Source organism: Pseudomonas sp. MPR-R2A5, from assembly GCF_058793055.1.
This window is the reverse complement of the sequence record NZ_JBXAFK010000028.1, coordinates 1-12,676: the sequence shown is the minus strand read 5'-3', so window position 1 is coordinate 12,676 and position 12,676 is coordinate 1. Positions and strand designations below refer to the sequence as shown.

The following is a 12,676-nucleotide window of genomic DNA, read 5'->3' as shown; positions in this document are numbered from 1 at the left end:
ATGGAAATACCCACAGACGCCGAACATCGTCGGGTACTCCTCAATGACCTGGTGAGTGGCGCTGCCACTCACCTGCACCTGTCAAAAGGCATCCACCTGTGTGCGCTGAAAGCCGGGGAACAGCTCGGCCTGGCCCTGCAAATTGCACCGCGTGTCTTACAGACCGGCCAGTTCCAGCGTGTGCTGGAACGCCGCTTCGAACAGGCCTTGGCGTTCGATGGCTGCTTTGTCTTTTCGAATGCCGGGGGAGCCCTGATTCTCTGGCACCCGGTGGTATCTACCGATATTCCCCTGGATCAAATCCTCAGCCGCCTGCTCTCGCTCGCAGAACTTGAAGCACTGGATCGACACTGCAATCGTTGAACACACGATGGCTCAACGCTGGTCCAGTTCGGGCAACTCCAGGGTCTCTCGCTTGGCCTCATCGTCCAGTTCACGCAAAGTACGGTAGATCAAAGCAACGGCCTGCAGCGTCTCTCGGGGAATGTTGCCCCCCAACTTCTGCTTGTAGAGCGTGCGCGCCAACCAGACACACTGAATCACGGGTATGCCCGCCGACTTGCATCGGTCGATCAGTTTGCGGGCCTGGGCGTCCGTACCTTTTTCCACAAGCTGCGGCAGCGGCGTCTTGCCAGGGCGATAGTACAAAGCCACCGCAAAATGCGTCGGGTTGACCACCAGCATGTCGGACTCTTCCAGCTTGGGCAGCTTGACCTTGGGCTCCTCATTCGCCAACTCGTAGGCCAACTGACGGCGCTGGCCCTTGACGTGAGGGTCGCCCTCCATATCCTTGTACTCCTTGACCACTTCCACCTGGGTCATCCGCATGCGCTTGGCAAAAAAGTACTTCTGCAACGCCAGGTCAACGATTGCCAGCACCAGCAGCAAGCCCAGGCACATGTGCAGCAAGTGTCGAAACAGCGTCATCAGCGCCAAGACATAACTTTGCAGGTCGCCACTGGCCAGGCTCACCAACGCGCTCAACGACGGGCCAATGACCACGTACAGAATCAGCGTCAGCAGCACGGCCTTGGCCAACCCCATCAACAGGTTCATCACCGACTGGCCGGAAAACATCTGCTTGGCCTGGTTAAGGGGGTTGAGCCGATTGAAATCTGGTTTCAAGGTTTCCGGGGCGAAGAGGAAACCGAACTGCATCCAGCTGCTGATCAATTTGACCGCGATCGCCACCCCCACCATCAGCAGGGCAAAAGAGAAAAACACCAGCAAGCCTTCGAACAAGACCTCTTCCAGTGCGCGCACGAAAGGTTGCCCCATGCGCGCCATGGGCAACACCAGCAGTTGCTGAAAACGCTGCATACTGGTTTCGGCGGTGAACAGTGCAATTTCACTCAAGGCCGTCAGTACCAGCAGCTTGGCCACGTCCTGGCTTTGAGCAACCTGGCCTTTCTTACGCTGGTCACGCAGCTTCTTGGGAGTCGCGGCGTGTTTTTTCTCCCCAGAGTCACTCACGGCTGCGCCCCCTGGAACATCAAGCCCAGAGAATGCTTAAGGTCGCCCAACAGACTCATCCTGCCCATGATCAAGTCTTGCAGAAGAGGCAAATACAAGAGCAGGAACGCCAGCCCAGCCAGGCATTTGACGGGCATCGCCAGCGATGACACTTGCAATTGCGGGCTGTATAAACTGAGCAACGCTACCCCGAATTCCAGCAGCAACAGCACCGCGATAAAGGGCGCGGCGTACAGCATCATATGCATGAAGGTATCGCCCAGCAGCCCCAGGAACTCGCCAAAGCCATTGACCGCCGGCACCGGCCACCATGCGGTGGGAGGCCAGATCAGGTAACTGTCCCAAATGACCTGGGTCAGGACGCCAAGCCCAAGGGTTACCATCAGCAGGAAGATCGCCAGTTGCTTGAACATGTGACCGATGGGCGTTGCGTCCGGCCCCAGCGAAGGATTGATCTGGCCACCGGTCAAGGCCCCGCGCTGGTTGTCCAGTAACGCGCCGACCGACTCGAACAACCAGAACGGCATCGAAAGCAACACACCGAGCAACAAGCCCAACACCGCTTCCTTCAGCACCAAAGCGCCGATCATCAACAGCGAATAATCCGCACCCGCCAACGCAGCATGAATCCCAGGGGCCGGCATCAACGCCACAACCATCACAATGACATGTCGCGGCATGCCACGAATGTGCTGAAAGCAAAACGCCGGTACGAGAATCGCGCAGGGATAGATACGCGCCATGGCGATCACCAGGCTGGGCAAGTAATCAAGATAAAGCAGCACAGGTGTTACCTCAGTTCAGCGCCGAGCGGGCAACCATGTCGAAGGTCAGGTTGATCAGTTGGATCAACTCCAGGCCAATCCAACGTCCCGTCAACACCAGGGTGATGCCGACCGCTACCAGCTTGATGCCGAAAGGCAGCGTCTGATCCTGTATCTGCATCAGGGCCTGTATCAGGGACGTCAGCACACCGACAATCACCGCGACGATCAGCGGCGGCGCCGACAGCACCACCACCAGCAGCATGCCCTGCTTGAACAGCATGATCGGGTCCATAAGCGCCTCAGAGGTAGGACAGGAACAGGCTGTCGAGTAACCGCGACCAACCTGAAACCAGCACGAACAGCAGCAGCTTGAGCGGCAGCGAAATGGTCATCGGCGAAACCATTTGCATGCCCAACGCCAGCAGCAGGTTGGAGACGATCAGGTCGATGACGATAAACGGGATATAGATCAGAAACCCGATCTCGAACCCCGCCTGCAATTGCGACAGTACGTAGGCCGGCACCAGCAGGATCAGGTCGTCACGACGTGCGGCCTGGGCCATTTCCGCGGGCCACATGCGCGCGGTGTTTTCGACCAAATGCGTCAGGATGTCCGCGTCAGTGTTGCGCATCATAAAAGCCCTCAAGGGCTGTATCGCGTTGACACTGGTCTGCTCAAACGCGTGCACGCTGCTCAGGTCCACCGGCGTTACCTTGACGGCCTCGGCGATTTCATAACCCACCGGCGCCATGATGAACATCGTCGCCGCCAGCGCGATACCGTTGATGGCCATGCTGGGCGGCACTTGCTGCACGCCAATCGCGTTGCGCGTGATCATCAGCACAATCACGATCTTCAGGAACGCGGTGCACACGATCAACAACATCGGCATCAATGACAGGGCCCCCAGGAACAGCGCGAGCAGAAGCGGGTCGATCCCCTGGAAGTTCATCGGGAAAAAATCACACGGGACAATTGCAGGCCCAAGCGACCATCCACATCCACCAGTTGCCCATGCCCTATAGGCCGGTCGCCGTAATACAGCCCCGCCATGCCCGGCGCGTACCCCGAGACGCCGAGCACGGCACCAGGCGCGAGTTGGTGCAACTCACCCAAGGTCAGCTGCAACGTGCCACAGCGCACGCTCAAGCCCATCGCCAGTTCGTCAAATGGCTCACGCCCGAATATATCCACAGGCGCTTGATCGGTGGCTGGCGATGGATCGGCCCACTCGTAGCCCTGATTCTGGTCTGCTGAAACCTCATCCACACACATTTCCTCGATAGAAAAAAAAGTAAAGCGCAAGACCCCGGTGTCATGGTCCAGCCGCCCTTGCAAGCCCTGGCGGCCCACGCGCAAACGCCCGTCACCGTTGGCGTTGAACATCGGTTTTTTCAACATCAGTACGTCACCGGGGCGTACGCTGCTCACCTGGCTGATAGGCAGTTGCGAATGCCCCAGCAGCACCGACACCGAGAGCGTCAGCGAATGAGGTAACGACGGGGCAAGCGATTGCCAGGGGCCCGCATCGCACAGTGCGAGGAAGGTATCCGGCGCGAGTGAGAGGCGGTCCACCACTCGGGATTCGCCCAACCTCACCGTCAGGCGACAACTGAAATCATGTGGCTGCACGCTTTTCTGCAAGCGCAGATACCCCAGTAACGACTGCACTTGAGGGCTGAGTTGATGTTGAAACAACGCCCAGAACCACGCATCGGGGTCATTGCCGTGCTCAGCCAATGTCACCGGGCAGTCACCGAGCAAGCTGAGGACCGGGCCAGGATCACCGAACGCCAGCGCCCCACAGGCGGTATCGAAAACAAAAGAGCCGTTCGCGCGGGGCATATGGCCCGGCTCCAGCAACAGCTCGCCATGCTGGCCCGCCACCTGATACGACAGCCGCAACCCCCGTCCCAGCCGTCGCAAGGCGGCAACGATGGCGCCGTCGACCACAGGCAGCGTCAAAGGCGAAATCATCATAGGCAGCCTGACAGGGTCACCGACACCTGCACTGGCCGCCTCAACTCAGCGCTCAAGCGGTCCTCGCATCGCTGGCGCATATCCCCCAGCCACGACCGCGTGCGCTCTTCCTCCGGGTCCAGTTCAATCTGCAGCGCCCCCATCTCTCGCCGTACGTTGACGTCGATGCGGCCCAGCCGCGGCAAATAGAACACTGCCTGCAAAGGCCACTGAGACGCCGCATTGAGGCGCGGTACCAATTGCTCGGCGAACGCCTCGACCATCGCCGTATCGGCAGATGCCTGCGTGGCGTGCAACGAACTACCGAACCCCTCCCCGCCGCCTTCGCCGGCGCACAGGTTCGCAAAGAGCCGGCCCTGCTCCCACAGGAATACGAGGCCTGGCGTCGCCTCACGCTCGTCACGCAATGGGCGGGGGCGTTCAGGCTTGCCTGCCGGGACCTGCGTCATAGCACCTCCTGTGTCAACAAAGCAGAAAGCTCCTGGAGTTTTTCGACCTGGCGCAAGCACTGGTTGACCTGCTTTTGTGCGCGTTCCACTTCAATCACATGCGTCTCCTTCTGCCCATGCAGCCCCTGCAAACGATCCTCCTCACGGCGGGTGTCGGCGGACAGGGTGTGTTCTTTGGCCGTCCAGGATTTGAGCATGCACACCGACACCACCTGCCCCTGGTGCTCGCTCAGTAATTGCGCGCTTTGCTTGGCCTCCTGCTGTCGTGTCTGCTCCAGCGCGTCCTCGGCCTGCTCGATGTGCGCCTGCAGGGCGCGCTGGTGCCGCTTCGCTTCACGCAACGCGCGCTCGGCGCGATCGGCGCGATGCCTGCGTAGGCGGCGCAGGGTCTCCAGTTCAGAAAGGGACATACGCCGTCAGCTCCGAAAGTTGTTGGAGGGTGGACGCCAGTGGCGAAGGCTCGCGCAAATCCTGGCGCAGGAAACCATCGACGGCCTGCCGACTGTCTACCGCCATGTCCGTGAGGGCGTCGTTGCCAGCCTGGTATTCCCCCAGCTTGAGCATCAGTTCAATCTGCTGGTACGCCGACAGCAGGCGCCGCAGCGCGGTACCGGCTTGTATGTGCGAAGGCTCGGCCACATTGCTCAGAATCCGCGACAGGCTGGCCAGCACATCCACCGCAGGGTAGTGCCCGCGTTCGGCAAGCTTGCGCGACAGTACGATGTGCCCGTCGAGCAGCGAGCGCACTTCATCGGCCACCGGGTCGCTCATGGAGTCCTGTTCGATCAGCACGGTGTAGATCGCCGTGATCACGCCTTCGCGAGTCAGGCCAGCGCGCTCCACCAAACGCGGCAACAAGCTGTAGACCGACGGCGGCAAACCACCGCGCCCCAACGGTTCACCCGCAGCCAGACCGATTTCACGCTGAGCCCGGGCAAAACGGGTCAGGGAGTCGATCAGCAGCAATACCCGCTGGCCTTTGCGGCGAAACCCTTCGGCCAGCGCCGTGGCGGTAAAGGCGGCACGCGCCCGCTCCATACTTGAGCGATCGGACGTTGCGCATACCAGTACCGCCTTGGCCCGCAATTGGTCGTCGAGTTCATGGTCAAGAAACTCGCGCAGCTCCCTGCCCCGTTCACCAATCAGGCCGAACACAATCACATCGCACTCGACATTCCGGGCAATCTCGGCGAGCAAGGTGGTCTTGCCGCAACCAGCACCGGCGAACAGCCCCACGCGCTGGCCTTCTCCCAGTGTCAGCAAGCCGTCGATCGAGCGCACGCCCGTCGCCAGCGCCTGATGAATACGCGGGCGCTCAGTGGGCAGCGGCGCTTCACACAGCACCGTGGTCGCGTCCTTGGTGTCGGCATCATCGACAAACGCCCCCGGCCCCTCGCCCGCTATCGGCCGACCGAAACCATCGAGTACCTGCCCCAGTAGTTCATGGCCGACCCGCACACGATGCGGCACGCCCAGGCGCTGCACGCTGGCGCCCACTTGCACGCCTTCGAGGTTGCCCAGGGCACTGAGTACCGCATCCTGGTGATCAAAGCCGATGATTTCGGCGAGCATGCTGTCATCACCGTATTTATCCACTTTGCACAGGTCGCCGATGCGCGCCTGAGGCAGCCGGCATTGCAACAGCATGCCGTTGACGCGCTGGATACGTCCGCGCACCGCCACCGGCGCAAAGCTGGCCAGATGACTGACCTGGCGTGCCTGCCACGCGTCAAGGCGGTCCTGCAGGTCCTGGCTCACCAGCGCACCTCATAGCGGCGCAGGCCATCGAACACCACCTTGGCATTATCAATGGAGACCAGGCGCAACCCGTCCACTTCATCCCCAAGGAACAACCTGCGTCCGCCCTCCAGTACGACATGACCGTTCGGGCCACCGACAATCTGGGTAATCTTGAACGGCGGCTGGCTATTGCCTTCTCTCACCCGGCTGATGACCGGCACGGGGGTGTCGAAACGCTCGGCAAAACGGCCGAGCATGCGCGACAGCAGCGCCATTTCTTCCGATGACACGTCACCGTTGAGTGAGATCTGCCCATTGATCACTTGCATGCTGACCCGTTGCGCCAACTCGCGCTCGCTCAGCATCTTGAGCAACTGCTGGCGCACTTCAGCGACGGTGGCCAGATCAATTTTCTGCACGGGCGCAGGCATCAGTGAAGCCTGGACATCCTGATCGCCGGCGTTCATCACGCCCACCGCAGCAACCAGCACCGCGAATACCACCAGCCCACTGATCACGCGTTTTTGTGCAGGCCCGCGCAGGGTGCTCAGGCGCAGCTCCGGCGGCGCCTCAGCGGGCACCTCAAACATCTCGACACTGGGTTCAGGCGCAGGCTCCGCAGGCCACGGCTGATCGGTGAGCGACACACACAACCGAATGGCGCCGATGGAAAACGGCCGGTCCAGGGCCAGGTCAACAATTTGCGCCAACACCTGCCCCTGGTCGTCGTGCAGCAACCCTTCTTCTGCCTGCACGCACCAGCGCTGCTCCACCTGGCGCAGCCAGGCATGGCGCGTGGCAATACCCGGGTCGTAAAGCGCCAGATCGGCCTCCGCATTGGAGCCGATGCACCACTGCTCGCCAAATAACGGCAACGCGGCTCCTTGGTGCAAGCCGTTCAGTACGCGCAACTCAAACATGGTCAGGCCCTCGAAACCGCTGAAAATGGCCAGTCATCACCGCGCACACTCATGCCACTGCCTCATGCCACCGCCTCATGCAGTTGACCATCGCCGGCGAGATCGAAACGCCCCAGCACCTTGACCTTCGAGGCACTCCCCAACTCGGCGAAAGACAGCACCGGCACATGATTGAACTCCTCCAACAACAGGGTCCGCAGAGGGCTGCGCAGGTCCTGCGCGACCAGCAGCACGCGCTTGCGCTTGAAGCGCATGGGGAAGGCTTGCTTGAGCAGGCTGATCAGCACCGCGCTGCTGTCATTGTCGAGGGCAAAAAACACCCCGGTCTGGGTCTGACGCAGCGCCTCACGCAGGATGTTCTCGGTCTGGGGCGACAGCAGCCAGGCATGCAGGCCGTCGGCTTCGCTGTACTGATGGAATATCTGCGACTTGAGGGCAATGCGCGCATAGTCGGCCAGGGCATCCGGCTCGCGCTCATGCTGGCCGTACTCGACCAGCGACTCGACAATCAAACGCACAGCCCGCAGCGGTACGCCTTCACTGGCAAGACGCTGCAACACCGCCGAAAAGCGCGACAACGGCATGATGCGTTGCAACTCCTGCACCAGTTCCGGCTGGCTTATTTCCAGCCAACTAAGGACCGACTTGCTCTCCTGTACCCCAAGAAACTGGGGCCCGCTGAGCATCATCGCGCGCTCCATGCGTTCCAGGATCAAGTTCTGCGCGGTGACCCGCTCCAGATGCTCATCGGTGAGCAGCGGATGATCCATTGCCAGCCACACCCACTCCTCTTCTTCCCGTGCTACCTGCCCGCGTACACCGTCATGCGGCACCTCGCTGAGCGCGGCATATTCCACCGCCAGCCACGGCCCCAGAGTGGCCCTGAGCACAGGCACCTCATGTACGCAAAAGCGCAGCTCATCCTCAGCCAGCACCGTAGAAAACTCGATTTCAAAGGGGGGTAGGGTCAAGCCCAGGTTGGCAACAAGCCCATTGCGGGTCTGGCGAATGCTTTGCATCAACTCCACTGCCAGGCGGCTACCGTTGAGCGCAGCGGGGAACTGCAGCAGGTAGGGCCGCGACGGGTCAAACGAACGCAGGTCCTCCTCACCGTTTTGCTCCGGGGCGATGGCGTCGCCATCCGAGCCCTCTTGCTGCTCCTGTTTTTTACGCTCGTACGCCAGATAGTAGCCAATCGACCCAGTCATCAAAGAGATGATGATGAACGTCACCGTCGGCATCCCCGGCAATGCGGCAAATGCCAGCATGCCCACCGACGCGATCATCCAGCTCTTGGGTTCGCTGGTCATCTGCCGGGCGATTTCGGCGCCCATGTTGGTCACGCCCCGGCGTCCGTCCGGGGCGACACGGGTGATGATCATGCCGGCAGTCAAGGAGATCAGCAGCGCGGGGATCTGCGCGATCAGGCCGTCGCCGATGGTCAGCACCGAATACAGCGCCATGGAATCGGCGGCGCTCATGCCGTGCTGGAACATCCCGGTGGAAAAGCCGCCCAGCAGGTTGATTACCACGATCACCAGGCCGGCAATCGCATCGCCTTTGACGAACTTCATTGCCCCGTCCATGGCGCCGAACAACTGGCTTTCACGGGACAGCTGCTCACGTTTGTCACGGGCCTGCGCGCCATCGATCAGGCCAGCGCGCAGGTCACTGTCGATGGACATTTGCTTACCGGGCATCGCGTCCAGGCTGAAGCGCGCGGCCACCTCGGCCACCCGTTCCGAGCCCTTGGTGATCACCAGGAAGTTGACGATGGTGAGGATCATGAAGATCACCAGCCCCACCGCCAGGTTGCCGCCGACCACGAAATTGCCGAAGGCCTCCACGATGTCGCCCGCGTCCTGCTCCAGCAGGATCAGGCGTGTGGTGGCGATCGACAGCGCCAGGCGAAACATGGTGGTCAGGAGCAGAATCGACGGAAACGAGGAAAACGCCAACGGCCCGGGCAGGTACAACGCCAGCACGATCAACAGGCAGGAAATACAGATGTTCAGCGCGATCAGGATATCCACCAGCCAGGTGGGCAACGGCACGATAAAAATGAACACGATGGCCATCACCACCACGGCGCCCAACACTTCGGCACGTTGTGCGACCTTCAGCAGCACCCGGTTGATAGACGCCAGCGCCGTCACGCCTTGGCCCTCGCGTCATCGCCAAGTCGCGGCGGCAGTTGTTCCAGACGGGTAAGCTCATCCATCACCAGCAAAAAGTTATGCAGGCCTTCCTGGCGCCCACGGCTATCGCGCCACAGGACTAATGGCAACCCCTTGAGCATCGGGTAGAGCGCGTTCAGCGAGGCCAACTTGCCGCTCGACGCCTCCCCCACCAATGCCTCCCCCAGGCGCTGGACTTCAGAGGCGGCGATACCATTTGCGGCATACCCCAACAGGCGCTGCAGCAGCACCACGGCGTCATGTTCGACCTTCAGGCGCAGGATCAACGACTGACAGTTGCACAACACCCCGCTCAATTGACCACAGCTCTGCAGCCCCTGCAGCAGCGTGCGCAACTGCGCCGTCGGAACCGACGAAGTGCAGGCCGCGATATCGTCCGCCAGAGCGCGACGCATCACCTTGAGCCCGGTCGCGAACTGCTCGCCGCCGTACACGCCCAGCAGGGACTGCATCATGCTCGCCAGGGATTGGCGCACCACCACGCTGGCGTAGTACAACGCGCGCACTGCCTGACGTTCCTGGGGGTCATCACTGGCCGCCTGCAAGGCCATGGCGATGTTCAGGCCAGCCTGGATCTCTCGCTTGTAGCGCATCTCCAGCCTGGCCAGGGCATCACGTGCCAATGCCGCTTCGGTCTTGCGCACCTCGGCTTCCGCCTGGGCCGTTATCTGCTGGAGTACCACGTAGGTACGCGCCGGATCGTTGCCGGTGAGTTCCAGCAGCTTGCCGACACTGGGTTGCTGCAGCAATTGCAGCCTGACACGTCGAGAAACCGAGGCCAGGGTAGCCTGGGCCGGATGCCCCAACTGGTCATACAGCTGGGACAGTTGCTCCATCGGGGTGACTCGAACGCCCATTGAACGCTGACTCAGGGCCTTGCTGTTAGACACCACTTCCTGACTGAAGAGGTTGGCGAGAGCGTCGACATCTGATGACACGGCAGGCGTTTGGGGGCGGGTGGCGCTAGCAGGGGCGGATTGATCCAGGCCTTGGAGCTTCTGCACATCAGGGAGGGATTCGACTTTCATGGGCGTGCCAGGACAGGAAGTGTGTGCTTGTGTGGCAAACAATCCCGTTACGGTTCCATTGAAACCCCTCTTGACCGGCTTTTTGAAAAGACCGGCACGGACTCAAGCGCCTTTTTGCAAAGCCTTGCGCAAAGCAGGCTGATTTCAGAATATTTATTTATAAAAATCAATTAGTTATGTGTTTTTTCCGCTTGGCACAGGCAGTGCTAAAGGGCTTTCCGTCGAAACCATTTCGATAGCGTCTACCCTGAGGAAAAAATCATGGATATCCCTATTGGTGCTTTAGCTCACTTTGTCAGCGGCTCGCCTCAATTCATGCTCCACCTGACGGACGACCATCAGAAAAAACTCCGACGTTTTATCCACAAGCGTGTGCTCAACCCCGAAGACGCAGACGACATTCTGCAACTCACCTACCTGGAAGCCTGGCGCAACAGGGACCGCTTCAGCGGCCAGGCCACCCTCAGCACCTGGATGTGCGGAATCGCCCAGAACTTGATTCGCAACCACTTTCGGCGCCTGTACGCCAAACCGGTGCATTGCGAATTCGATGAAGCGCTGTGGCATGGCCAAGAGGAAAACCACAACCTGGATTGGGAGTTCGAGATCAACCGCCGGCTGGAAAAAACCCTGATCGCCATCAAGCACCTGCCGGCGGAGATGCGCAAAACGTTGTACGCCTCACTGGAGACCGACGGCAGCTACCAGGACACTGCCGACGCCCTGGACATCCCCATTGGCACGGTGCGCTCACGCTTGTCACGGGCGCGTGAACAACTCAAGCGCGTCACCCACAACCCACTGCACCCGTAAGCCAGCCTAGCTGGAAACCGTTGGGCGGCAGGGATATCTGCCCAACCGATCCAGGCCTTTTCCGCGCGTGGCAAAAAAATCGCCAGCAGCCCAAAGCCCCCCCCGCGATCCCCCCCCACATCGTCTGGTACCGATTCCTGTGCGTACACCACCATCGCCAAGAACGCGCTCTGGAAATCACCGAAAGCCCAATGGAGGAGCAGGCTTGCTGTTCAATGGGTGGAGGTACAGGCTGGGACGGCGCTATGGCGAGCAAGCCCGCGCGCCCCTTAGATCTGCAACGCTATAAAGCCTGCACCCGCCTCGCCATTCGTCGCCGTCGCAGCGCTTTTCGGTTAAACAGTTGAAAGCGTAGATAAAAATTCAACAAAAACGCTTGACGCATTTCCGTTCTACGCGAATAATGCGCGCCACTTGGCTACATAGCTCAGTTGGTTAGAGCATAGCATTCATAATGCTGGGGTCCGGGGTTCAAGTCCCTGTGTAGCCACCAAGTACCGATCCATAGATGTCTACAGCAGTCTATGAATCACCTCAAGAAGCCCGCCTCGTGCGGGCTTTCTTGTTTCTGGCTATCTCTCCTTGTATTCCCCAATGCCTTCCCTCCGTGTATCCCCCTGTATATCCTCGACTAATAATTGAACCGAGGGGATACAAGCCCAAATGAAGCGATCCGAGATAAAACGCCTCCCCCTTTCCGATACCGCATTGGCCGGCCTGGAGTCTGTTTCGCCACCTCGCAGATGATGCTGTTGAAAGGAAATTTAGATCATGAAGCCTACCGCGCATAATCGCCTCATATCCGAAGCCGCCAAGCTTGAGCTCGCCCCCATAGGCTGCTCACAAAAAGGCAGGTCCAGAACCTGGCTGGATGATCATGGTTGGTGGGTTGGCGTGGTAGAATTCCAGCCGCATTCCGGAGCACGCGGCAGCTACCTGAATGTAGGAGCGTGTTGGCTATGGTTCGAAAAGGACTACTTTTCGTTTGATGATGGCCACAGAGTGAAGCCATTTCAAGAATTCACAAATGCGCAGCAGTTTGCTGAGGATGCGACATATCTAGCCAAGAGTGCCAGGGAAGAAGTGCTGAAACTGCGCCTAAAATATCCCACGATCGAAGTTTGCGCAGAACATCTGTGTACCCATGCACTGAATGCTCCATGGGGCTACTTTCATGCGGGAGTAGCGGCCGGCCTGTCTGGTAATGCCGAGACCGCGGAATATCAGTTTTCTAGGGATGGTCTGAAGTAGCCATGTATTTCCCCGGCATACCACCTAGCGCAACTTTTAAACTCGCCAAATGATCA

14 protein-coding genes and 1 tRNA gene are annotated in these 12,676 nt (G+C 60.0%); 4 read left to right on the top strand and 11 right to left on the bottom strand.

All coding sequences use genetic code 11. The features are described 5' to 3' along the window. Entirely contained in the window at positions 1–363 is a 363-nt protein-coding gene (locus AC1Q6I_RS19725; RefSeq protein ID WP_306661788.1) for a transcriptional regulator, read from the top strand. Positions 364–375: 12 nt separating this feature from the next. On the opposite strand, the gene sctU is transcribed toward AC1Q6I_RS19725, so the two are convergent. From sctU to sctW, 11 genes are all read right to left on the bottom strand, one after another. After that, on the bottom strand, positions 376–1,473 hold the full coding sequence (gene sctU / locus AC1Q6I_RS19720; RefSeq protein ID WP_024073281.1) for a type III secretion system export apparatus subunit SctU: 1,098 nt from the start codon (positions 1,471–1,473) through the stop codon (positions 376–378). Continuing rightward, positions 1,470–2,258 carry a type III secretion system export apparatus subunit SctT gene (gene sctT, locus AC1Q6I_RS19715; protein ID WP_069075222.1) on the bottom strand — a complete coding sequence of 263 codons (789 nt, stop codon included), beginning with the start codon at positions 2,256–2,258 and terminating at the stop codon, positions 1,470–1,472. The genes sctU and sctT overlap by 4 nt, the downstream gene beginning before the upstream one ends. Positions 2,259–2,268: 10 nt before the next feature. Beyond that, positions 2,269–2,532, bottom strand: a complete 264-nt coding sequence (gene sctS / locus AC1Q6I_RS19710; RefSeq protein WP_024073279.1) for a type III secretion system export apparatus subunit SctS — start codon at positions 2,530–2,532, stop codon at positions 2,269–2,271. 7 nt (positions 2,533–2,539) lie between these two features. Beyond that, positions 2,540–3,193, bottom strand: a complete 654-nt coding sequence (gene sctR, locus AC1Q6I_RS19705) for a type III secretion system export apparatus subunit SctR (RefSeq protein WP_024073278.1) — start codon at positions 3,191–3,193, stop codon at positions 2,540–2,542. Beyond that, on the bottom strand, positions 3,190–4,221 hold the full coding sequence (locus tag AC1Q6I_RS19700) for a FliM/FliN family flagellar motor switch protein (RefSeq protein ID WP_102624915.1): 1,032 nt from the start codon (positions 4,219–4,221) through the stop codon (positions 3,190–3,192). The genes sctR and AC1Q6I_RS19700 overlap by 4 nt, the downstream gene beginning before the upstream one ends. Continuing rightward, a complete protein-coding gene (locus AC1Q6I_RS19695; RefSeq protein WP_024073276.1) occupies positions 4,218–4,670 on the bottom strand; it encodes a type III secretion system HrpP C-terminal domain-containing protein in 453 nt (150 codons plus the stop codon). The genes AC1Q6I_RS19700 and AC1Q6I_RS19695 overlap by 4 nt, the downstream gene beginning before the upstream one ends. Beyond that, on the bottom strand, positions 4,667–5,080 hold the full coding sequence (sctO, locus tag AC1Q6I_RS19690) for a type III secretion system stalk subunit SctO (RefSeq protein WP_102624916.1): 414 nt from the start codon (positions 5,078–5,080) through the stop codon (positions 4,667–4,669). The genes AC1Q6I_RS19695 and sctO overlap by 4 nt, the downstream gene beginning before the upstream one ends. Next, positions 5,067–6,428 (bottom strand): FliI/YscN family ATPase, encoded by a 1,362-nt coding sequence (locus AC1Q6I_RS19685; protein ID WP_024073274.1) that lies wholly within the window; start codon positions 6,426–6,428, stop codon positions 5,067–5,069. The genes sctO and AC1Q6I_RS19685 overlap by 14 nt, the downstream gene beginning before the upstream one ends. Then, a complete protein-coding gene (locus AC1Q6I_RS19680; RefSeq protein ID WP_024073273.1) occupies positions 6,425–7,330 on the bottom strand; it encodes an FHA domain-containing protein in 906 nt (301 codons plus the stop codon). Before AC1Q6I_RS19680 ends, AC1Q6I_RS19685 begins: the two co-directional genes overlap by 4 nt. A 62-nt stretch (positions 7,331–7,392) precedes the next feature. Continuing rightward, positions 7,393–9,486, bottom strand: a complete 2,094-nt coding sequence (gene sctV, locus AC1Q6I_RS19675; RefSeq protein WP_024073272.1) for a type III secretion system export apparatus subunit SctV — start codon at positions 9,484–9,486, stop codon at positions 7,393–7,395. After that, positions 9,483–10,556: a type III secretion system gatekeeper subunit SctW gene (gene sctW, locus AC1Q6I_RS19670; RefSeq protein WP_102624917.1), complete on the bottom strand. Its 1,074-nt coding sequence runs from the start codon at positions 10,554–10,556 to the stop codon at positions 9,483–9,485. Before sctW ends, sctV begins: the two co-directional genes overlap by 4 nt. 261 nt (positions 10,557–10,817) lie before the next feature. On the opposite strand from sctW, the gene AC1Q6I_RS19665 reads away from it, so the two are divergent. From AC1Q6I_RS19665 to AC1Q6I_RS19655, 3 genes are all read left to right on the top strand, one after another. Further along, on the top strand, positions 10,818–11,369 hold the full coding sequence (locus AC1Q6I_RS19665; protein WP_024073270.1) for an RNA polymerase sigma factor: 552 nt from the start codon (positions 10,818–10,820) through the stop codon (positions 11,367–11,369). A 416-nt stretch (positions 11,370–11,785) separates the two neighbouring features. Then, positions 11,786–11,862: transfer RNA gene (locus AC1Q6I_RS19660), tRNA-Met, on the top strand. Positions 11,863–12,140: 278 nt separating this feature from the next. Beyond that, positions 12,141–12,620: a hypothetical protein gene (locus AC1Q6I_RS19655; protein ID WP_102625795.1), complete on the top strand. Its 480-nt coding sequence runs from the start codon at positions 12,141–12,143 to the stop codon at positions 12,618–12,620. The last annotated feature ends 56 nt before the right edge of the window (positions 12,621–12,676 follow it).

Coding starts and splice junctions, on each gene's coding strand:
- sctS (WP_024073279.1), bottom strand. CDS start 2,532: ATGGACCCGATCATGCTGTTCAAGCAGGGCATGCTGCTGGTGGTGGTG.
- AC1Q6I_RS19655 (WP_102625795.1), top strand. CDS start 12,141: ATGAAGCCTACCGCGCATAATCGCCTCATATCCGAAGCCGCCAAGCTT.
- sctO (WP_102624916.1), bottom strand. CDS start 5,080: ATGTCCCTTTCTGAACTGGAGACCCTGCGCCGCCTACGCAGGCATCGC.
- AC1Q6I_RS19695 (WP_024073276.1), bottom strand. CDS start 4,670: ATGACGCAGGTCCCGGCAGGCAAGCCTGAACGCCCCCGCCCATTGCGT.
- AC1Q6I_RS19725 (WP_306661788.1), top strand. CDS start 1: ATGGAAATACCCACAGACGCCGAACATCGTCGGGTACTCCTCAATGAC.
- sctW (WP_102624917.1), bottom strand. CDS start 10,556: ATGAAAGTCGAATCCCTCCCTGATGTGCAGAAGCTCCAAGGCCTGGAT.
- AC1Q6I_RS19680 (WP_024073273.1), bottom strand. CDS start 7,330: ATGTTTGAGTTGCGCGTACTGAACGGCTTGCACCAAGGAGCCGCGTTG.
- sctR (WP_024073278.1), bottom strand. CDS start 3,193: ATGAACTTCCAGGGGATCGACCCGCTTCTGCTCGCGCTGTTCCTGGGG.
- AC1Q6I_RS19665 (WP_024073270.1), top strand. CDS start 10,818: ATGGATATCCCTATTGGTGCTTTAGCTCACTTTGTCAGCGGCTCGCCT.
- AC1Q6I_RS19700 (WP_102624915.1), bottom strand. CDS start 4,221: ATGATGATTTCGCCTTTGACGCTGCCTGTGGTCGACGGCGCCATCGTT.